The sequence below is a fragment of the Paucilactobacillus wasatchensis genome (genome assembly GCF_000876205.1).
Classification (GTDB): domain Bacteria; phylum Bacillota; class Bacilli; order Lactobacillales; family Lactobacillaceae; genus Paucilactobacillus; species Paucilactobacillus wasatchensis.
In genome coordinates this window covers 15,130-36,290 of sequence record NZ_AWTT01000004.1, presented here as the reverse complement: position 1 = coordinate 36,290, position 21,161 = coordinate 15,130, and the positions used below count along the sequence as shown (strand labels likewise).

The window sequence follows — 21,161 nt, the reverse complement described above, 5'->3', positions numbered from 1 at the left end:
GCTAAAATGCAAAATATTTGGCTTATTTTTGCTTTAACTGAAACATTAAGATGCCAGCGCTCACGGCCACATTCAATGACTCCGCTTTACCCGCCATTGGAATATACAAATTTTGCGTCGTTTGCTGTAATAATTCCGGCTGCATACCATGACCTTCATTACCCATGATCAAAGCAAAATCATCAGCTGATTCAACCTCTCGAAAGCTCTTAGCATCCTGATTTAATTCTGTGCCATACACAGGAAGCGCAGCTTGTCTGAACTGATTCAACCAAGAAAATAGGTTCCCTTGTCGGAGCTGCAGATGAAATTGACTGCCCTGCATTGACCGAACTACTTTTGGCGAATATAGATCAGCTGTTTTACGACCAGCAACCACACCAACAAAGCCAGCCGCATCCGCTGTTCGTACCATTGTACCTATGTTACCTGGATCTTGAATCTGATCCAGCAATAGCCATGCACCGGTAAGTTTCGTCGGAATTTCTAAATCATCCTTAGGCTTTTCAACGACAGCTGCAATTCCTTGTGGCGTGACGGAATCAGTGATATCTGTCATAATTTCCTTAGTAACTTCATACGTTTCGAACCCATGTGTTAAAATATCCGGATGCAACTCAAATTGTTCCTGCGTTCCAATTAGCGTTAAAATTGATACCTGGCTAGCAATTGCTTCATTCACTAAGTGCCAGCCATCCAATAAATAGGTATTGGTTTTTTGACGTTCTTTTCTTGTTTGTAATTTTTTCCAATCCTTAACATGTTGATTATGTACTGATGTTATTTTTTCCAAATTTTTCACTCCAATTGTTTAAAATTATACCATGAAATAGCCTGACTTAATAGGCTAACTGGAGGTAAGTCCAATGAAAGCAATCAATCTCTCCATTACTGGAATCGTTCAAGGTGTGGGATTTCGCTATACAACTTTGCGCCTAGCACGCCAATTAGAAGTTACGGGCTTTGTCACTAACCGGGATAACGGCAGTGTCTATATCGAAGTACAAGGAACTGAACAACAACTAAAACATTTTACAACGGCCATTCAGCAAACTTCCTCGCCGTTTGCCCGGATTGATCAGATAGCAATTAAGCAGCAATCCCTAAAATCATTTAATCAATTTGAGATTCGTTAATTTACCGGTCTTGTGAATCTTAGTGGCATTTAATCGTTGTTTAAGGTATAGTACTAAATGTTTGAAACAACTAAATAGAGTTAAAGGAATTGAATACTTAATATGAAGAATAAAAAATTTTCACTCATCATTATGATGACCACTTTGCTGTTATTTTTAAGTGGGTGCGTTCGTACTAAAAATGGAAAACCCTACGGAATGGTCTATGATTACCTAGCAAAGCCAACGCAACACATAATGGAATGGTTGGCCAACCTGTTTAATGGCAGTTATGGCTGGGCAATTATCGCAATCGTCTTTATCGTCCGTTTGATCTTACTGCCAATCATGATTAGTCAAATGCGCAAGTCAACCATTCAACAAGAAAAAATGGGCATGGTTGGTCCTCAATTAAGTGATATTCAAAAACGCCAAAAAGCTGCTAAAACAGCCGAAGAACGAGCTGCAATCAGCCAAGAAATGATGACCCTCTATCGGGAAAACGGTATCAGTATGACTGGTGGAATTGGCTGTTTACCACTACTAATTCAATTACCAGTGTTTGGGGCATTATACGCAGCGATCCGTTATTCTCCTGATTTGTCGAGTGCTGTATTTATGGGGATCAAATTAGGTGATCCTAGCATATTGTTAGCAATTTTTTCATTTATTGCTTATCTAGCCCAGGGATGGCTTTCATTAATTGGTATGCCTGAGAGCCAAAAAAAGCAAATGCGGGTAGCCATGTTTACCAGTCCGGTCATGATCTTGTTTATCTCAATGAGTGCCTCGGCAGGATTAGGATTGTATTTCTTTATTGGCGGATTATTTGCCATTATTCAAACCTTAATCATCAATCTTTATCGCCCCAAAATTCGTAAAGATATCGAGGCTGAAATGAAAAAGAATCCGCCTAAGGTTGTGACACCTGTTGAACCTGTCAAACCACAACCAATAGCAAAGCCAATTGCACCAACTAAACCACTAAATCGTAACGCTGGTAAACAGCATAAACGTAAATAAAAATCAAAGAATAGTTTTGTCGCATTAATAAAGGTGCTACTCAGTCATAATTGAGCAGCACCTTTTTTGATCAATGAAATTATATTTTTCTAGTCATCTAAGCTCTTCACATCAGCGTCAATCACTGGCAAAGTGATCCTGAACAAAGAACCATATCCAGCTGAGCTTTCCAACGTAATGTCGCCATGATAACCTTCAACTAGCCGTTTAGCAATTGACAGTCCTAACCCGTTGCCACCTTTTTTCCGACTACGTGCTTTATCGACCCGATAAAAACGATTAAAAACTTTATTCATGTCAGCTTGTGAAATTCCTTCACCGAAATCTTGAACACCAACTTCAACCTCATTCAGTGTCCGCGACAATGAAATATGAATTTCCTTTCGTTTCGTTGAATACTTCACCGCATTATCACACAAAATAATTAATACCTGCTCAAAGTGATCACGATAGATCGGCACAATCACTTTCTCCTTCAAATCATCATCTAGGACAAATGTAAAATCCGGATGAATCATCTGGAAATTATTAAATACCTGATGAACTACTTCGTCAACATCTGTCTTTTCATCCCGAAAGTTAATTTCAACTTGCTCAGCACGGCTTAAATCCAACATTTCTTGAACTAAGTCTTGCATCCGTTTAGTTTCCTTTAGCGATGCGCTCAATGATTCAGCTAATATTTTAGGATCATCTTTGCCCCACCGGTTTAGCATTTCCATATGACCTTGAATAATTGCTACAGGTGTTCGTAACTCATGTGAAACATCCTCGACAAATTGAGATTGCTGCTCGATATAGCGCTGCATTCGGTCCAACATTTCATTAAACATTTCGCCTAAATCAGACAGTTCATCATGTCGCTTCAATTTAGGAACTCGTTGACTTGCTGTTGGATCATCTCTGATTGCGGTCAAGGTGTCGTGAATATCATCAATCGGTCGCAACAAAAAATAAGATAACACGTAACCTAATAAACCGCTGGCTATGACCACTAGTATCAATACCAACCCTGAGATAACTAATAACCGGTTAAAACTTTGGTAATAATTGGTCAATTTGTTTTCAACCTGCAAATAGCCAATTGTGCGATGGCTTTTGGTTGAAATAATTGGCATCGAACCTAACAAAATTTTATGTGTTTTACCAGGCACCAATCGTATTTTTCTGGCAGAACTAACTTTGAAATCACTCGTTTGCTTCCCTGTACTAAATAATACCTGACCCTTTAAATTGAATACTTGAACAACCATCTCTGACGAGCTCAGGCCACGGGTGATACTGGCACTATAAATTTTACTAGGAGCTCGGTCTGCTTTTTGGAGCAAATCTTCCGGACGAATAGCTTGATTTAACTGTGATCTAGTCAACTCAGTCCTTTTACCGTTTAACCGCTGATTAACTGCCACTAAAGATTGATTAACATTCTGTCGTTCCTGTTTTAATAAATCTTGTGTGAAGGTTTGGAACAAAACAAAAGTTAAACCGGCAAAAATCAGCAATGCTCCCAAAGCTGTCCCTAGCGCCCATTTAACTTTTAATGATAATCGATATTCAGTTTTTTTATTATCGCTTTGTGTTTTCACTGGTGAGGCATCCCCAAGCATCGATTTTAAGTTAAGATCTGATTACATAACCAGTGCCGCGGACGGTCTGGATATAGCTCTTCTCACCGACACGATCAATTTTATTACGTAAATATCTAATGTAGACATCGACAACATTAGTTTCCACTTGCGACTCGTATCCCCAGACACGATTAAGTAACACATCGCGTGCCATTACTACATTGACATTTTCCATTAGGATTAATAGTAATTCGTATTCACGTTTAGTTAAATTGATGACTTCATCACCACGACGTACAATGCGATTTTCTTTTTCAATTGTTAAATCGCGATAACTCACTGTGGTTTGATGTGCCCCACCCTGTGAGCCAACGATATTAATTCGACGCAATAGCGCCCGCACGCGTGCTAATAATTCTTCAATTGCAAATGGTTTAACAATATAATCATCTGCTCCGTGATCGAGCCCAGAAACGCGGTCAATCACAGAATCACGAGCAGTCATCATCACAATCGGTGTACTCTTCACTTCACGAACCCTACGAGCAACTTCAATTCCATTTAACTCAGGTAACATTAAGTCCAATAAAATAACATCGAAATGCTGGTTTAGCGCATCTTCTAGTCCCTTACGACCATCTAAAGCGACCACTGTATCGTAGCCTTCATGCTTTAATTCTAGCTCGACAAACCGTGCTAAATTTTCTTCATCTTCAATAATTAAAATTCGACTCATGAATTCCATCCTGCTCCCTATCTATATTTAGCTAGAATTATTAAAAAAATTCTAAACTGTTTTTCGCAAACACACTTTATTTTATCATAATTTTCTAATCAAACCTAGTAACTAACAAACCTTTGGTCAACTTTGCCATAATTTAGTTTTATCAATCCTTCGACGTGCCACTCAAAATAACCAAAAACCACAAAAAAAATGTTCAATAAATTTTAAAATTGTGCTTTTATTCACTTGAAAAGCTATAATTAGTCTGCTATGCTCATCAAGTAACATGTTGACTACATAAAATGTTGGAAAGAGGTTATATTTTAATGAAAGCTGCTATCGTTCGTGATCCTGTTGATGGTTATGTTGATATTGTGGAGAAAACTTTACGCCCCCTCGAATATGGTGAGGCGTTAGTTGATGTTGAATATTGTGGACTTTGTCACACAGATTTACACGTTGCTGCTGGCGACTTTGGCAAGGTGCCAGGACGCGTGATTGGGCATGAAGGTGTTGGCCGGGTCAGCAAACTTGGTGCTGGTGTTTCCAGCTTAAAAGTTGGTGATCGTGTTTCAATCGCCTGGTTTTTTGGTGGCTGTGGGCACTGTGAATATTGCCTAACAGGTCGCGAAACTTTATGCCGTAACGTCCGTAATTCAGGTTTCACTGTTGATGGTGCAATGGCACAACAAGTTATTGTTGATGCTGATTATGCTGTTAAAGTTCCCGATGGTCTCGATCCAATTGAAGCTAGTTCAATCACTTGTGCTGGTGTCACAATGTATAAAGCCCTTAAAGTTGGTAACACTAAGCCAGGTGACTGGGTTTCTGTTGTTGGCGCTGGTGGCCTAGGCAACTTGGCGATTCAATATGCTAAGAACGTTTTCAATGCTCATGTTGTTGTCGTTGATGGTAATGATGATAAATTAGCTGCAGCTAAGGATCTTGGTGCAGATGTACTAATTAATCGCCACCAGGGTCACGTGGCTGAACAAATTCAGGAAAAAGTTGGTGGCGTCAATAATGCACAAGTTACTGCGGTTAATGCTGATGCATTTACACAGGCAGTTGACTCCCTTCGTCCTGATGGCCGTTTAGTTGCTGTTGCCCTGCCACAAGGTAACATGGAGTTAAACATTGCCAAGACAGTTCTTGACGGCATTCAAGTCGCTGGTTCATTGGTTGGAACTCGCCAAGATTTGGCAGAAGCCTTCCAATTTGGTGCTGAAGGCAAGGTTCATCCAATCGTGCACACACGTAAGTTAAGCGAAGTTAACGACATCATTGATGAAATGAAGGCTGGTAAGATTGTTGGCCGTGAAGTTGTTGATATGTCACTATAAACCGATTATGTTTTAATAAAATCAAAAAAGTCAGACTGCGTGCGAATCCAATTGCTGCAGCCTGTTTTTTTAATCGATTGCCAAATGAGACATTTGCTCACAATCAAAGTAAAAATACGCAAAAAAAAGAAACATTCAGGTCCGGCGCCTTGAACGTTTCTTTTTTTATATTAGTTATTGTTTGTGTTGATTACTTGCTTGCCATCATAGTAACCGCAATTTGGGCAAACCATGTGTGACTTACGTAACTCGCCACAATTTGGGCAAGGTGCCAAGCCGGGAACTGCGAGTTTAATGTGTCCACGTCGCATAGCCTTTTTGGTCTTTGATGTTTTTCGTGCTGGGACAGCCATTGATGCCACCTCCTATCAAAATATTTATCCACTTAAAAATTTAAGCTTGCCTGCTAATTTTTGTTATCATCCTGATCAGGAAATAATTCTTTTAACTTAGCCAGACGTGGATCAACTGAATTATGTTTCGTCGCATGAGCAACATAATCATCTTCAGAAACAACTTCCCAATCGCTGCCGGTTGGTAACGGTGCCCCTGTTTGTTCCTCACTTGATAAAACGCGCATTGGAATCCCTAAAACAATGTTTTCTGCCACTGCTTCATCCAGATCAATCATTTGATCTTCATCCAATACAATCACCGTTTCATCACTTTCATACCGCTCAAGATGACTTGCATCCGCTAAATAAAACTCAGTGAATGAGAAATGAGTGGGAAGCTTCACCGGTGTCAATGAGCGACTAGATGGTACAGTTAAAACGGTTGTAACCGTCGCTGTCACCATCACATCTCCCTTTTCATAAGACAGATCACCCTTAATTTGTACGGGATCAACTGCCAAAATTAAATCAGAAAAACGCTCAGTCAACGATGCGTTCAGGTCGAGCGTACTGTTAAATGAAAGTGGCTCATCTTTGTAATGTGCTAGTTCTTTCAATGACCATTTCATGGTACTACCTCCTAATGCAACGAGCTTAATTATACTAGCTCATAAATTGATTGTCAACGTTATATGCTTGACAGTGCTAAACAATAATTGGTTTTCGACGTAAATCTTGCTCACTGGCACTTAACTGCTCAAATAATTTACCTGCGCGATAATCCAATTGCAATTGTTGCTTCTTTAACTCTACATCGACTTTCGTGATGATCGGTATTTTAACAGTTTTCTTAATCTGGTGTAAATATTTTTGCCCGCTGTGATTAAACCCTAGCACCCGCAAATACGGTGTCTTGAATCGTACTTGCATTTCCTGAGTACTAACCTGCAATAATGTATACAAACATACCCGTTGCAATCGTGAATAAGTGTAACGCTTGCTCTTAGCCAGTTGCATAAATTCTCTAAAGCTGGTTGCTGTCTGTGCGGCACGTTTCAAGCGATACTCCAATCCCTCAGACATTTGGTATATTTGGTGTATATATGTGAGTGGAGCTTGGATTAACTGGTAGCGCAACAGTGGATATAAATCTTCCCAATCATTAACATGCTTTAGTTGTTTTAAATTGAACGCCGTTTGTGGTGGTACTAAATTCTCATAAGCTAAATTACCATCTGTAACGGCTTTTCTAATTGCACTAGCACTACCAATTTGATTTATTTGATCATCAATATTTTCATCGTGATAAGCACTGCCTGTACGCTTAATTGCGTGTAGCTGAATTGGAGTCGCTAATTGCAAATTGGCCTTAGTGTAGCCAAAAGCTAATATATCATTGGGTTCAGTTAGTGCAATTCCGGTTTGGCGTTGCAGCTGATCATTAAACAATGTTGCATAAGTAGCATTAAAATGCGAAAAATTAACAGGTTCAAATTGATCTTCGGCCGCAACTAAGTCACCGAAATTCCAATCAGCATGTTCCGCACCAAACACAAAATCAGTTACTTGCAGGCTGTCGAGAAGCGTAATCGCACCATGCGCAAATAAATGTGCCGGTTGCACCGCAAACTGAACTGGCAATTCAACCACCAGATCAACCCCAGCCAGCAAAGCTGCTTTAGTGCGGTGCCACTTGTCCAAAATAGCAGGTTCAGCTCGCTGTGTAAAATTACCACTCATAACTGCTACAACAACATCTGCATTCACAAGCTGTTTGGCGGTTGCTAAATGATATAAATGACCATTGTGCAATGGATTATATTCTGTTACTAATCCTACTGCTTTCATTTTTCATCACACTCACTTTTGACACTCAAAAAACCAACGAGTTGTTTGGTCATTAATTTTTTGTCGGCCGAAATCAGCACTAACGTTAATATTGTTAAAACCAGCTTGTGTTAATGCCATCAAATACTGTTCTAATTCGTAGGTTTTCTCGAAATGAGTTTCTGCCACCCGCTCATATTGCTTGGATTCAGGTAATTGATTAAAAAACGTCAATTCATGAATGACACCATGCGCTTGTTGCTCATCAGCGTAACTTTGCCACATAAAGGCACGTTCATGATGGTCATCTTCATAATTGTACATATACCCTGGATAAACATGATCCGTTTGATATGGTGTAATTACATCAAATAAAAATTTACCATCCTCAGCTAAATGTTGATTAACCTTCATAAATGTTGTTGTTATTTGATCCAAATTCTTCAAATAACACAACGAATCAGCAAAACAAAGAATCGTTTGATACTGATCTAACTCACTTAAATCAAGCATATTAGCTTCGATCAATGGAATGTTCACATTATTTTCGCGTGCATGTCGATCTGCTAGACTCAACATACCAGCAGAAAAATCAGCGACAGTAATTGAATAATTTTTTTGTGCGAGTAATACAGCCAACCGCCCTGCACCACCAGCTAAATCTAAAATAGTATTATCAGGTGTAACACGTTGAACAACAAAATCACGCCACTCAATATACAATGTCTCATCAAATAATTCATCATATAATTGCGCAAAATTACCGTAAATCATGCTTCAATCCACGCATCAATATTGACTAATGGTGCCTGTGACCAGAGTTTCTCCAAGTTGTAAAATTGCCGTTGATCTTTTTGGAAAATATGGACAACCACATCTCCCAAATCTACCAACACCCATGTTCCAGTCTGCTTACCTTCAATTCGGCGCACATCAATATCTGTTTTATGTGCTTCTTCAACCACAGCGTCTGCAATTGCTTGGACCTGTCGCTTTGAATTTGCACTCATAATGACAAAGTAGTCTGCTAACAAACTAACTTGTGCCACATCCAATGCAACAATGTCTTCAGCCCGCTTATCATCAGCTGCTTTAACTACTGTTGTTAAAATTTCTTTACTACCCATTAATTTCCTCCATTCACAGCAACCCATGCATTATAAGTTGCAATTGTTTTAGGGTAAATTGCTTTGTTTTGTCCAATTAAATACTGCAGTGTCTGCTTCGTTTGAAAACTAACACCAGCTTGCAGGCTCTGATTAGTTACTTGTCGTGCTTGTTGAACTCCTGCAAAATTACGACCGGGTTCAATATAATCGGCCATATAAATGACCTGTTCGAGCTTACTCATAATTGTTGCCCCAGTGGTATGATGACGCACAGCATTCAAAATATCTTCATCCCAAATACCGAGCTCTGTTTTAATTAATTCAGCACCCACAATTCCATGCCAAATAGCATTACCATAGTTGAGTAATTCAGGATCCATTTGTTTATCTTTGATGACAGTGATGAAATCCTGATCTGGACGTTGCTTAGCGTAGTCGTGAACCAATCCTGCAATGCTTGCCTTTTCTAGGTTAACATTATTTTGCTGTGCTAATTTAATCGCCGTCTGTTCAACGCGCAAAACATGCTCAAATCGGTGCTGACTAAGCTGATCACGTAAAACAGCAACTAATTCAGTCCGGCTATGTGGTACTAATTGCTGATGATAAATTAATTCTTCATTCAAGATATAAATGATGCTCCTTTATAAATTCGGCAACCTTATCAGGCACTAAGTATCGAATCGACTGTCCGCTTTCAACTCGATGTCTAATATCAGTTGAACTAATATTAATTAGCGGTGCGTCAACCCAAATCACAGGATATTTACTCTTAGTTTGGTATCCAAGTCGTTGCACACCCACAAATGTCACCATTTTGGCTAATTCGTCAATGCGGTGCCATTTGGGCAGATATTCTACCATGTCACCACCAATAATAAAATAGTAATCATTTTCAGGATGTAATCTTTTTAATTCAGCGATTGTATCAAAAGTATAGCTAATACCACCACGCTTAACTTCAGCTAGTTCAATTCCAAACAGTGGATTTCCTTCAATCGCCAGTTGGATCATCTCTAACCGTAACTGAGGCTCAATGCTTTCTTTATGATCAACATGTGGTGGAATCACATCTGGCAGAAATAACACCTCATCTAACCCCAGCGCATTACCCACCTGATCAGCAACAATTAAATGACTGTTATGAATGGGATTAAAAGTACCACCATACAATCCAACTCGCCGTTTATGGCCAGCAGTTTCTGTCTGCGTTTCTGTCTGCGTTACCGTTTGTGTTTTGGCTGCTGTACTTGCTTGACGTTGCAAAAAATCACTTCCTCAAATTTCACTGACTACCTGTGATAAATGACGCTTTGATTCATCAGCTGATACCATGAATAAGACAAGCACCCGGCCAATAGTTTGAACCACTTGGATATTAGTTTTACTCTCGATAAACTGACGGACGGTATCAATATCCACATCAGCATTTTGCAGAATGTTGATTTTAATCAACTCACGTTTATCCAAAGCCCCACTCAACTGGTCTAACCAGTTTTGTGATAACCCTTCTTTACCAACTGAAAACATCGGTCTTAATGAGTGTGCCTGTGCTCGTAAGTATCTTTTTTGTTTTCCTCTTAATTCCATTATTTTCCTCAATTTCTAAATCATTGCTCGACGCACAATTACTGACACACCTTTAGGGGCAAAGCCAGCAACTGTTGATCCAGCAGGAACAGTTACCCAGCCCAATCCTTCGATGACAAGATCGCTTTTTTCGTCAACGTGGAATTCGTGGCGTTCAAGTGATGGGAATGCTTCACTTTCATCACTGGTAGGCGGTGTCAATAAACCACCCAAATGTTTCTCATAAAATGCATCGGCATTGCTTAATTTAGTCCGATGCAAATCAAGATTATTATCAAAGTAGGCCACAACCCCTTTTTTGGGACCATACTCATAATCAAACCGTGCCACCCCACCTAAAAAGATCGTTTGTTGCTCATCTAATTGGAAAGTTCGTGGCTTGATCTCTTTTTGTGGTGCCACAATTTTTAATGCTGAAGCGGACAATACATGCGCCATTTGATCTGGGTGAATAATCCCAGGAGTATCTACTAATTGATGACCATCATCTAATGGGATTTCAATTCGGTCCAACGTTGTCCCAGGGAAACGGGAAGTCGTGATCAATTCTTGAACTCCAGTAGTTTGCCTAATGATTTGATTAATTAACGTCGATTTTCCAACATTAGTAACTCCGACAACATAAACATCACGATTTTGACGACGCTTGTTAATCAGATCTAATAAACTTTGAATTTGATGATTCTTTTTAGCAGAAACCAAAGCAACTGCATCTGGATGAATTCCGTTCAAATTGGCCTGTTGTCTCATCCAATCCGCAAGCTTAGTCCGCTTTAGTGATTGTGGTAACAGGTCTTCTTTATTACCAACCAATATTACTGGATTATCACCAACGAATCGATGAAGACCAGGAATTACACTACCGTTGAAATCGAAAATATCGACAACGTAAACGATCAATGCATTAGCATCACTAATTTGATTTAGTAATCTTAAAAAATCATCATCGGTTAGAGAAACCGGTGCAATTTCATTATAATGACGTAGTCGAAAACAACGTTGACAGTATAGTTCGTTGCTGTCGATCCCTTTTTTAATTGCAGCTTGAGGGGTGTAGCCAATTACATGTGGATCATCGCTTTGAATCGTTGCGCCACACCCAATGCAAATTAATTTTTCTGATTCTGTTGCTTCAGTCATTCAGTTCCTCCTGCCATTTTAGGGCTGGGTATTGTTTGAGTAATTGCCTCATTACATATTGTTCAAAAAAACGATTAATCCGAGTATTCCAGGCATCTGTGCTAATTAACGGTCGCACCAAGATACTGTATACACCAGCCTGATTAGCCGCGATCATATCAGTTAGTAGTTGATCACCAACCATCACGACTTCGTGTGGTTGTAATCCCAATTTTTTGACCGCCCGATTAATACCAACGCCGAGCGGCTTCAACGCACGCGAAATGAATGGCAATGATAATGGCGCCACTGCTCGCTTGACACGTGCATAATTGTTATTGGAAATAACAATTAATGGAATATTATTGTCATCTAACTCTTGCATCCACTTTTTTAGTTCGGGAGTGCCATCGGGATTATTCCACGCAATCAAAGTATTATCTAAATCCGTAAAAACAGCACGAATTCCTTGTTGTTTTAATTGTTGTGGTGCAATTGAATAAACCGAATTGATCATCCATGTTGGTTTAAATTCCCTTAGCAGCATCTTGTTCCCCCGTCTGTATATATTTTCATAACTTTGTTAAAACTGATTTACTTGTAGTTTAGCATACTTACTGATTTTTTTACCGTCAAAAAAATAAAGACTAGAACAAAAGTATTTGCTCCAATCTTCAACTTAATTACTATTTGCTTGCTTTTTTTGCTGCATCAACTAATGCTGTAAAACCAGCAGCATCACTGACAGCCAATTCAGCTAACATTTTACGGTTCATATTGATGTTAGCCAACTTCAAACCATGCATTAACTTGCTGTAACTAATATCATTCAAACGTGCAGCTGCATTGATTCGAGTAATCCAAAGTTGACGATAGTTACGCTTGTTTGATTTACGGTCCCTGAAAGCATAAACATATGACTTCATTACCTGGTCTTTAGCTGTTTTAAATAAACGGTGCTTTGAACCACGATAACCTTTTGCTAATTTTAAAACCTTTTTGCGCCGTGCGCGTGTAACTGTTCCACCTTTAACTCGCATTGTGGTATCCTCCTACGTTTCTCTTAAAATATTTTAATTACTTAACTTGTAGTAATTTCTTGTAACGTTTAACATTTGTTTTGTTCATCATACTTAAACCACGTAATTGGCGACGTTGTTTCTTTGTCTTACCATGGAAACGGTGACTAGTATAAGCATTGGCACTCTTTAAACCACCATTTGCAGTTCGTTTGAAACGTTTTGCAGCGGCACGGTTTGTCTTCATCTTTGGCATAACAATTATCCTACTTTCTCATCATTATTTTGAATTATCGGCGGTTGGAGCTAGTACTAAAAACATGCTCCGTCCTTCCATCTTAGGATATTGCTCAACTGACGCAATATCCTTTGTTTCAGAAGCCATTTGATTTAACACATTACGCCCAATATCTTTATGCGTAATTGCTCGACCCTTAAATCTGATTGAAACACGAACCTTATCACCCTTACTCAAAAACTTACGTGCATTTTTAAGTTTAGTGTTAAAGTCATTGGTGTCAATGGTGGGACTCAAACGAACTTCCTTTACTGAAATAACTTTTTGCTTTTTACGTGCTTCGCGTTCCTTTTTTTGTAGTTCAAACCGATACTTACCATAATCCATGATCCTAGCAACTGGCGGTTTGGCTTTCGGAGCAACTAAAACAAGGTCTAATTCAGCATCATCGGCCATTTTCAACGCATCTTGCTTGGACTTAACGCCTAATTGACTACCATCGGCGTCAATTAATCTTAGTTCACGAGCACGAATTCCGTTATTGACCATCATATCTTGAGCTATGGCAACACACCTCCAAATTTATTGGCGAAAGAAAAGCAAAAGGCGAGGTGCACACGCACCCCGCCACTAGCAGTTCTACCAAGAACTACTCATTAATCTCGTAAGCCCAGCGACCAAATCACTAAGGCGAGAAGCGGGTGCTTCTGCTTAATCTTTCAACTCGTATAATATATCAAAGTAAATGAAACTTGTCAAATAAAAGTGTGAGCAAAGGCGTTAAGGTGTCGTAGGCTAAGCTAGTTATGTCGATTAATAAACCGTTTTTTGGTTTATTGATTGACATAACTAGCTTAGCTCTAGACATCTGCCTTTGCGAACACGTCTAAAAAAAGTGTGAGCGTGGCCGCTAAGGTACCGTAGGCTAAGTTAACAATGATGATTAATAAATCGGTCTGTGATTTATTGATGATCATTGTTGGCTTAGCCCTAGGTAGCTGGCCAAGTGAACACGTCTAAAAAAAGTGTGAGCATGGCCGCTAAGGTACCGTAGGCTAAGTTAACAATGATGATTAATAAATCGGTCTGTGATTTATTGATGATCATTGTTGGCTTAGCCCTAGGTAGCTGGCCAAGTGAACACGTCTAAAATAAGAGACAGCTACCTTTGAGTTTAAGCCTTAGGCCGACGATTATCCCCTGTCATCGTCACTTCGCGTGCCAAAAATCTAATCCGTTCCATAATTCGTTTAGCTTTCAATGGCTCAACATCCCCACGCTGATTGACGGCTAAATGTTCACTTTCAAAATCAGTCATAGAGAAATTTGAACTAAAGAAAGTTGGCAGCTCTGCCTGCATTCTATATTCTAATATAACCCCTAAAACATCATCTCGAATCCAAGCAGACATCGCATCTGCCCCAATATCATCCAACATTAAAATTGGCGATTTTTTGATTGATTCAATCTTGTTACCTGTATTGTTGTCACCAATCGCATTTTTCATTTCAACGGCAAAACTCGGAAAATGAATCATAGTAGTCGTAACGTTATATTTGGCTAACTCATTAGCGATTGCACCAAGTAAATAGGTCTTACCCACTCCAAAACTACCATACAGATACAGTCCTGGCTGAAATTGATCCTTATGTTGCCGATAACTAGCCACAAATTCATTTGCCTGCATCAACGCCTGATTACGTGAAGCATTATCCATATCGAATTGATCAAAAGAAGCAGACTTAATTAACTTGGGCATACTTATCGAGCGAACACGATGTTTCAGAGCTGTTTGAGCTTGTTGTGCTAATAATTCATTTGTTGGCACATATGAAACATCAATGAGATTTTTGTTAAGCACTAAAGTTGGCCGATAACCAGGGGCAAATGTTGCTTCGTTTCGCGCTAATTTAGTTTTTTCATTAACAAATTCATACAGCTTAGCTTCGCCCCGCATAATACTGTTTTCACTAAGCTTATCTTGATTTACTTGCAAAAATGATTGAACATCCTTATCAGCATAAACGTGTTCAATTAATTTTTGATACTCGGGATCAAAATTACGACTTTTCATCATTTTTTTGATTGATTCACTAACACTTTCCACTAGTTATCCCTCCTTTGATTGTTGCTCACGTTGCTGCTTTATTTGTGCTTTTAACTTAGCAATTTGTGCTGGTGTTGCTTTATCATCAGCTGTTTGGTAATCATCTTTTGCCCAATCAGGCAATTTTTCTTTTACCTGACGATGACCATAATTACTAGTACTGGTACGTCTGGTGGTTGACTTTCTTTGGCTACGTTCCTTGATCTGATTTAGTGCTTGAACTGGAGTTGTTAATTTAGCTTGCGACCAACTATTAGCCACTGTATCAACCAAATTTTTGGTCAGTGTTGCCTGGCCGCGCTCTTGTAATACATAGTAAATTAACATGTTAACGACACTGGGAGCAAAAAGTTTGCGACTAATTAGATCGCGCAAAATATATTCCTCACCACTGGTCACAAATCCATTTTTTTGTACCATCAATGTTTGTAAAAATTCAATGGGGGCATACGACTGACAAGCCTTAATCAATGCCTGTTCATTAGTGGACAGCCCCTTCAAATCAGCTTGCTTTATTGATTGTTCATTCTTTTCTGGTTGCTCAACGTTATCAGTTACCTGTTGGTAGCTGGCAGAAATTAAGTGTTTTAATTGGTTTTTGTCCAACCGATTATCCGTCAAACTAGTTGCCTGCATCAACAGGCGTGCCATTTGTGGTTCATCAATGCCATAAATTAAATGTTCATTTTCAATTAACTGCCGATTCGCCGTTAAATCGTCTCTATTAATTGGCTGACTTTGTAATAATTGCACTAATAATTGAAAATCAAAATCAGAAGTCAACAAATGACTATGCTCACTAGGCTCACTTACTACAAATTTTTGCCTACTCTCACGAATCATATCTGGTAATTTGGTAACTTCGGTTTGATTAATATGGTAAGAATCAAAAAAACTCTTCGTAACGTTTGTTAATGAATGCACGTCAAACTGATATGCAGTGCTATCAGCAACCAACTGCTCATAGTTTTGTTCTCCAATAGCCTCTAGCAACAAAACACTAAGTAGATCGTCTTGAATAAATTGCTGGGGGGTCAGGGTTGGTTGCAATTCGTACACAACAACATCACCAATTTGATCACTAGTTTCAAACGAACGAACTAAGCCAATGGCTTCTAACCGTACCCGTGCTTGATAGAATGCTTGGACATCAATATTCAAACGGGCCAATAAATGAGTATGTGCCTGCCGCTTTGTTAGCAATGGATGTTTCGTCGAACTTGCTTTCAATGCATAAAACAATCCGAGGGCCTGAGAACCTAAAATTGGCTGATAAAAATCAATTAAATTATCTTCAGAAAACGTACTAAACTGATTTGATAAGCAAACAATAAATCCCGTTTGTGGTGTCAATGAACTGTTATAATCAGCCAACTTTGTCCCTCCTATTTTCGTTTATGTGACCGATCACGGTGCATCACATCTTGTAATTCGTTCATGAAATCATCCATATCTTTAAACTGACGGTAGACACTGGCAAATCTGATATATGCAATTTCGTCTAAATCTTTCAGTGCATTCATCACAAATTCACCAATTACTTGGCTAGTAACTTCGCTTTCACCTAAACCACGCACTTGATTATCAATTTCTTCGACCACTTGATTGATTTTTTCCATACTAATTGGTCTTTTCTCAGCTGAGCGAATAATTCCATTTAAAATTTTTTGCCGGTTAAAGGCCTCGCGATTACCATCTTTTTTAATCACCAACAAAGTTGTTTCTTCATAACGCTCAAACGTGGTAAATCGAAACCCACAGTTCTCACATTCACGGCGACGACGAATACAACGACCATCTTCAGTTGGCCGACTATCAATCACCCGTGAGTTATTGTGTTGGCAATGGGGACAATGCATTTAGTTCACTTCCTCTTAGTTAGATCAAATTATTTTTATTCAGCCAATGTAATACTTGCTTTTCAGTATCAGCAACTGAACCCGAATTGTCAATCACTACATCTGCTTGCGCTTGTTTTTGTGTGACCGACCATTGCGACTTAATACGTTGTTCAGCATCTATTCGACTAACCTGATCACGTTGCATCAGCCGTTTCAATTGAAGTTTCGGTGGGACCGATACTACCATGACAAAATCCACTTTTTTTTCGTGGTGTTGTTCGAATAGTAACGGCGCATCCAGTACAATTAAAGGCGTCTGTTGCTGTTGGTAAGCCAGTATTTGTTGTTTAATTTCGGCAGCAATCAATGGCTGCATAATCGTATTTAACTGAACTAGCTTGTGCGGATCACTAAAAACCAACCTGCCTAATTTTGAACGGTTCAAACTGTGATCTTGATTTAAAAATTCGCTCCCAAAGGTGTCACTTAGTTGTTTTAACCCAACTGAGCCAAGCGCAACTACCTGACGAGCAATCACATCAGCATCTATAATTGGTATTTTAAATTGGCGCAAAAAACTACTAACAGTGGATTTACCCGTGGCAATCCCGCCAGTTAAGCCTAAAATTGTTGTCATGATTAGGCCCCTAAAACTTGGCAATGGGGGCAATAAGTCGTCCCACGTTGAGCGACCTTTGTTTTAATCATTGTTGTTCCACAGCGCTCACAAGGTTTACCAGCATTTCCATACGCATGCAACTGATTTTGAAATTCACCTGCATCACCGAACGCCGTCGTATATGAATGCACGGTTGTACCATGATGTTTGGTTGCAGTGGCAAGCTCATTAATAATGTTGGCCCTTAATTTTGTAATCTGTTGCGTTGTTAAATGATTCACTGGCTCCAACGGATTAATGCGACTCATCCAGAGCACTTCATCAACATAAATGTTGCCTAGTCCAGCCACTTTACTTTGGTCTAGCAAAAATGGTTTAATTTCACGCCGACTTTTCGCCATAATATTGACTAAATATTCAACCGTCAATGTAGTGTCTGTTGGCTCAGGGCCAATTGTTTTTAATCCGGCAACCTGCATTTCTTCACCCGTTTTCACCAGCGTCATGCGGCCAAATTTCCGGGTGTCATTGTAACAGAGTTTGGTTTGGTCATTAAAATGGAACACAACATGTGTATGCTTCCGTGGCACCTCACTTTCTGGTAGGTTAAAATACTTACCTTCCATTCGCAAATGAGACACCATTGTCAGTTGGTTACTAAAACGAAACAACAGATATTTACCGCGTCGATCAACCGTATTAATTGTCTGGCCGATTAATGCTTCCTTGAATAATTCAACATCATTTGTAATTGTTTTGCCGTATAAAACATCGATGCCAACGATCTGTCGATCAGTCGCAATTTTTAATAATCCTCGTCTCACTGTTTCAACTTCTGGTAACTCTGGCATTTTAAGTCCTCCAATCAACCACTGCTGCTTTAAAATATATTATTTGGCATCGTACCATGTTGCTCCATGGGCGCTTTCAACCTTCAAGGGCACATCCAATTTGACCGCAGAATCCATTACACTAGGAACCAATTTTTCTAACACTGGAATTTCTTCCTTTGGTGCTTCAAAAACTAATTCATCGTGGATTTGTAGCAGCATTTTGGCTTGTAAATTTTGCTGTTTTAGTGCTGTTTGCATGCCAATCATGGCGATTTTAATAATATCAGCAGCACTACCTTGAATCGGTGTATTCATAGCTGTCCGCTCCGCAAATGACCGTTGATTAAAATTCTTGGTATTAATGTCTGGCAAATAACGGCGACGGTGCGTAAGCGTCTCAACATACCCCATCTTTTTGGCCTGCTTAACCACAGTGTCGATATATTTTTTTACACCTGGGTACTCTTCAAAGTAGGTGTCGATAAATGCCTTCGCTTGTTTTCTCGTGATCCCGATGTTTTGCGACAAACCATAATCACTAATGCCGTAAACAATTCCAAAATTGACCGCTTTAGCTTGGCGACGCAAATTTCTGTCAATTTCATCATTCGGTCCTAGTTTGAAAATTCGACGAGCAGTGCTAGCGTGGATATCTTGATCTTCTAAAAAAGCTTCTTGTAGGTTTTTGTCGCCTGTAATGTGTGCTAAAACCCGCAATTCGATTTGTGAATAATCAGATGAAAAAATTTCCCAATCGGGATGGCTGGGCACAAAGGCCTGCCTAATTTTACGCCCCTCTTCAAGTCTAATCGGAATATTTTGCAAATTGGGGTCAACCGATGATAATCGACCTGTCTGCGTGAGCGTTTGCAGATAACGGGTATGGATTTTTTGATCGCTAGAGTGAACAACCTTCAGCAGTCCTTCGATATAAGTCGATTGCAACTTAGCAATTTGACGATACTGCAAAATATTGTCGACAATTGGCGCTTGATCGCGCAATTTTTCGAGCACATCAACCGCCGTTGAATAACCTGTTTTGGTTTTTTTAATCACGGGTAACTTCATCTGCTCAAATAAAATTTCACCCAGTTGCTTGGTTGAATTAATATTAAATTCTTGCCCTGCTTCCTGGTAAATAGTTTGCTCAATTTCACTTAATCGTTCAACTAATTTGCTGCCCATAGCACTCAAACGGTCAACATCAACTTTAATACCCATGATTTCCATTTGTGCCAACACGTTCGTTAATGGTAATTCAATATCTGTATAGAGCGGTGTTTGTTCATTTTGATCTAATTCATCAAATAACTGTGATGACAATAAATCAATCGTCCGGGCCTTTTTGGCTAAGTGCGTAAACAAAACAGAATCATCAGCAGGAATTGCCAACTTAGCACCTTTGCCATAAACAATTTCATCTTCTTGCACATCTTCGTAGCCATGTTCACGCGCTACTAGCCCTAGATCATCACTATTGTCATTTGTATTAAGTAAATACGATACTAACAATAAATCAAAATTAACGTTTTGTAATTGAACCCCCAACCGATGCAAGCCGACGATCATAGCCTTGGCATTAAACACATTTTTGCTTATTTTTGTGCTTGCTAACACTTGAGCTAGTGCAGGCTGTTTAAGCAAATCAACGTCTCGACTGACAAACCACTGATCATTATTACCAATCACGAAGCCAGCAAAATCAGACACATGGTAATTGGCCGCTGGCATTTCTAAATAAAATGAAACCGGCTGATCAAATTGCTTAACTAAATCAAGGTTCGCTGCTGTCAATACCGTATAATCGATTGGTTTATCTACTGGGGCTTCCAGCGATAATTCTGTCTGCTCGACATTCATTTTAGTTAGAAATGAACGAAAATTCATTTGCTGATAAAACTTGATCAATTCATCAGTTTGATCGCCTAAATACGTCAACTCAGAAAGTTCAACTTCAAGCGGTGCCGATTGATTAATTCGAGCCAATTTTTTTGACATCATTGCCAAATCATGGTCTTCGATCAGATGGTCCTTCATTTTACTTTGTTTTAAATCATCAATATGGTCGTACAAATTTTCAATTGAGTCATATTCTTTTAACAGTTTAATGGCTGTTTTTTCGCCAACTTTGGTAACACCAGGATAATTATCGGACGTGTCACCCATAAGCCCTTTCATATCAACAATCTGCGCTGGCGTTAAGCCAAATTTTTCTAGCACATGGGCTGGTGTATAGTGCTCTACTTCAGTAACCCCTTTATGTGTGACAGACACAGTAACCTGCTCTGTGGCTAATTGAGTTAAGTCACGATCACCAGTGACAATTGTGGTTTTATAATCACTTTGACTAGCTTGTTGTGCTAATGTGCCAATAATATCGTCAGCCTCATAATTAGCAAGCTCATAACTCTTAATGCCGCGTGCCGCCACGAGTTGTTTTAAATATGGCATTTGCTCCGACAATTCAGGTGGTGTTTTGGCGCGACCACTTTTATAATCAGCAAACATTGCGGTACGAAAAGTAGTTTTACCCGCATCAAATGCAACCAGTGCTGCATCCGGTTTAACTATTTTTAAAATATGATCTAGCATTAAATTGAAGCCATAAATTGCAGTCGTATGGAGACCATTTTGGTTTGTAAATTTATCTAACTGTGAATGAAGCGCAAAAAAAGCACGAAACGCAACACTGTTACCATCGATCAATAATAATTGTTTTGTCATTATAATCTCCTGACTAAATTATTCCTA

The 21,161-nt window shown here is 39.3% G+C and carries 25 protein-coding genes and 1 other annotated feature; of the genes, 3 read left to right on the top strand and 22 right to left on the bottom strand.

The window, feature by feature from the left end:
• Positions 1-22: 22 nt before the first annotated feature.
• Complete coding sequence (locus WDC_RS01425; RefSeq protein WP_044010032.1) at positions 23-793, bottom strand: TrmH family RNA methyltransferase; 771 nt, start codon at positions 791-793, stop codon at positions 23-25.
• Positions 794-866: 73 nt separating this feature from the next.
• On the opposite strand from WDC_RS01425, the gene WDC_RS01420 reads away from it, so the two are divergent.
• The gene (locus WDC_RS01420) at positions 867-1,136 is read left to right on the top strand and encodes an acylphosphatase (RefSeq protein ID WP_044010031.1); all 270 of its coding nucleotides are present in this window, start codon (positions 867-869) and stop codon (positions 1,134-1,136) included.
• 102 nt (positions 1,137-1,238) lie between these two features.
• Positions 1,239-2,138: a membrane protein insertase YidC gene (gene yidC / locus WDC_RS01415; protein WP_044010030.1), complete on the top strand. Its 900-nt coding sequence runs from the start codon at positions 1,239-1,241 to the stop codon at positions 2,136-2,138.
• Between the two features lie 89 nt (positions 2,139-2,227).
• Here the strand turns inward: yidC and WDC_RS01410 are convergent, their stop codons facing one another.
• Positions 2,228-3,724 (bottom strand): HAMP domain-containing sensor histidine kinase, encoded by a 1,497-nt coding sequence (locus tag WDC_RS01410; protein ID WP_225349604.1) that lies wholly within the window; start codon positions 3,722-3,724, stop codon positions 2,228-2,230.
• 31 nt (positions 3,725-3,755) lie between these two features.
• Entirely contained in the window at positions 3,756-4,442 is a 687-nt protein-coding gene (locus tag WDC_RS01405; protein WP_044010028.1) for a response regulator transcription factor, read from the bottom strand.
• Between the two features lie 314 nt (positions 4,443-4,756).
• On the opposite strand from WDC_RS01405, the gene adhP reads away from it, so the two are divergent.
• Positions 4,757-5,773, top strand: a complete 1,017-nt coding sequence (gene adhP / locus WDC_RS01400; RefSeq protein WP_044010027.1) for an alcohol dehydrogenase AdhP — start codon at positions 4,757-4,759, stop codon at positions 5,771-5,773.
• Positions 5,774-5,943: 170 nt separating this feature from the next.
• Here adhP and rpmF read toward each other — a convergent pair whose 3' ends face one another.
• The 19 genes from rpmF to polA all read right to left on the bottom strand — a co-directional run bounded on the left by rpmF (position 5,944) and on the right by polA (position 21,134).
• A complete protein-coding gene (rpmF, locus tag WDC_RS01395; RefSeq protein ID WP_044010026.1) occupies positions 5,944-6,126 on the bottom strand; it encodes a 50S ribosomal protein L32 in 183 nt (60 codons plus the stop codon).
• A gap of 53 nt (positions 6,127-6,179) precedes the next feature.
• On the bottom strand, positions 6,180-6,737 hold the full coding sequence (locus WDC_RS01390; RefSeq protein ID WP_044010025.1) for a DUF177 domain-containing protein: 558 nt from the start codon (positions 6,735-6,737) through the stop codon (positions 6,180-6,182).
• 76 nt (positions 6,738-6,813) lie between these two features.
• Complete coding sequence (locus tag WDC_RS01385; protein WP_044010024.1) at positions 6,814-7,956, bottom strand: nucleotidyltransferase; 1,143 nt, start codon at positions 7,954-7,956, stop codon at positions 6,814-6,816.
• A 12-nt stretch (positions 7,957-7,968) separates the two neighbouring features.
• Entirely contained in the window at positions 7,969-8,709 is a 741-nt protein-coding gene (locus WDC_RS01380) for a class I SAM-dependent DNA methyltransferase (RefSeq protein WP_044010023.1), read from the bottom strand.
• Positions 8,706-9,062, bottom strand: coding sequence for a ribosome silencing factor (gene rsfS, locus WDC_RS01375; protein WP_044010022.1), 357 nt, complete (start codon positions 9,060-9,062; stop codon positions 8,706-8,708). Before rsfS ends, WDC_RS01380 begins: the two co-directional genes overlap by 4 nt.
• Positions 9,062-9,670, bottom strand: coding sequence for a bis(5'-nucleosyl)-tetraphosphatase (symmetrical) YqeK (gene yqeK / locus WDC_RS01370; protein WP_044010021.1), 609 nt, complete (start codon positions 9,668-9,670; stop codon positions 9,062-9,064). The genes rsfS and yqeK overlap by 1 nt, the downstream gene beginning before the upstream one ends.
• Entirely contained in the window at positions 9,663-10,310 is a 648-nt protein-coding gene (locus WDC_RS01365; protein ID WP_044010020.1) for a nicotinate-nucleotide adenylyltransferase, read from the bottom strand. Before WDC_RS01365 ends, yqeK begins: the two co-directional genes overlap by 8 nt.
• Before the next feature lie 12 nt (positions 10,311-10,322).
• Positions 10,323-10,634, bottom strand: coding sequence for a ribosome assembly RNA-binding protein YhbY (gene yhbY / locus WDC_RS01360; protein WP_044010019.1), 312 nt, complete (start codon positions 10,632-10,634; stop codon positions 10,323-10,325).
• A gap of 15 nt (positions 10,635-10,649) precedes the next feature.
• Positions 10,650-11,774, bottom strand: coding sequence for a ribosome biogenesis GTPase YqeH (gene yqeH / locus WDC_RS01355; protein WP_044010018.1), 1,125 nt, complete (start codon positions 11,772-11,774; stop codon positions 10,650-10,652).
• Entirely contained in the window at positions 11,767-12,321 is a 555-nt protein-coding gene (locus WDC_RS01350) for a YqeG family HAD IIIA-type phosphatase (protein ID WP_225349606.1), read from the bottom strand. Before WDC_RS01350 ends, yqeH begins: the two co-directional genes overlap by 8 nt.
• A gap of 118 nt (positions 12,322-12,439) precedes the next feature.
• Positions 12,440-12,793, bottom strand: a complete 354-nt coding sequence (gene rplT / locus WDC_RS01345; protein WP_044010017.1) for a 50S ribosomal protein L20 — start codon at positions 12,791-12,793, stop codon at positions 12,440-12,442.
• Between the two features lie 37 nt (positions 12,794-12,830).
• Positions 12,831-13,028: a 50S ribosomal protein L35 gene (rpmI, locus tag WDC_RS01340; protein ID WP_044010016.1), complete on the bottom strand. Its 198-nt coding sequence runs from the start codon at positions 13,026-13,028 to the stop codon at positions 12,831-12,833.
• Positions 13,029-13,052: 24 nt separating this feature from the next.
• Entirely contained in the window at positions 13,053-13,559 is a 507-nt protein-coding gene (infC, locus tag WDC_RS01335; RefSeq protein WP_044010015.1) for a translation initiation factor IF-3, read from the bottom strand.
• Positions 13,560-13,601: 42 nt separating this feature from the next.
• Positions 13,602-13,729: a sequence feature (ribosomal protein L20 leader region), on the bottom strand.
• A 455-nt stretch (positions 13,730-14,184) separates the two neighbouring features.
• Entirely contained in the window at positions 14,185-15,117 is a 933-nt protein-coding gene (dnaI, locus tag WDC_RS01330; RefSeq protein ID WP_044010014.1) for a primosomal protein DnaI, read from the bottom strand.
• Positions 15,118-15,120: 3 nt separating this feature from the next.
• The gene (locus WDC_RS01325; RefSeq protein ID WP_044010013.1) at positions 15,121-16,491 is read right to left on the bottom strand and encodes a replication initiation and membrane attachment family protein; all 1,371 of its coding nucleotides are present in this window, start codon (positions 16,489-16,491) and stop codon (positions 15,121-15,123) included.
• 11 nt (positions 16,492-16,502) lie between these two features.
• Positions 16,503-16,976 (bottom strand): transcriptional regulator NrdR, encoded by a 474-nt coding sequence (nrdR, locus tag WDC_RS01320; RefSeq protein ID WP_044010012.1) that lies wholly within the window; start codon positions 16,974-16,976, stop codon positions 16,503-16,505.
• A gap of 19 nt (positions 16,977-16,995) precedes the next feature.
• The gene (gene coaE, locus WDC_RS01315; protein WP_044010011.1) at positions 16,996-17,595 is read right to left on the bottom strand and encodes a dephospho-CoA kinase; all 600 of its coding nucleotides are present in this window, start codon (positions 17,593-17,595) and stop codon (positions 16,996-16,998) included.
• 2 nt (positions 17,596-17,597) lie between these two features.
• The gene (gene mutM, locus WDC_RS01310; protein ID WP_044010010.1) at positions 17,598-18,428 is read right to left on the bottom strand and encodes a bifunctional DNA-formamidopyrimidine glycosylase/DNA-(apurinic or apyrimidinic site) lyase; all 831 of its coding nucleotides are present in this window, start codon (positions 18,426-18,428) and stop codon (positions 17,598-17,600) included.
• Between the two features lie 39 nt (positions 18,429-18,467).
• The gene (gene polA, locus WDC_RS01305) at positions 18,468-21,134 is read right to left on the bottom strand and encodes a DNA polymerase I (protein ID WP_044010009.1); all 2,667 of its coding nucleotides are present in this window, start codon (positions 21,132-21,134) and stop codon (positions 18,468-18,470) included.
• Between the last annotated feature and the right edge of the window lie 27 nt (positions 21,135-21,161).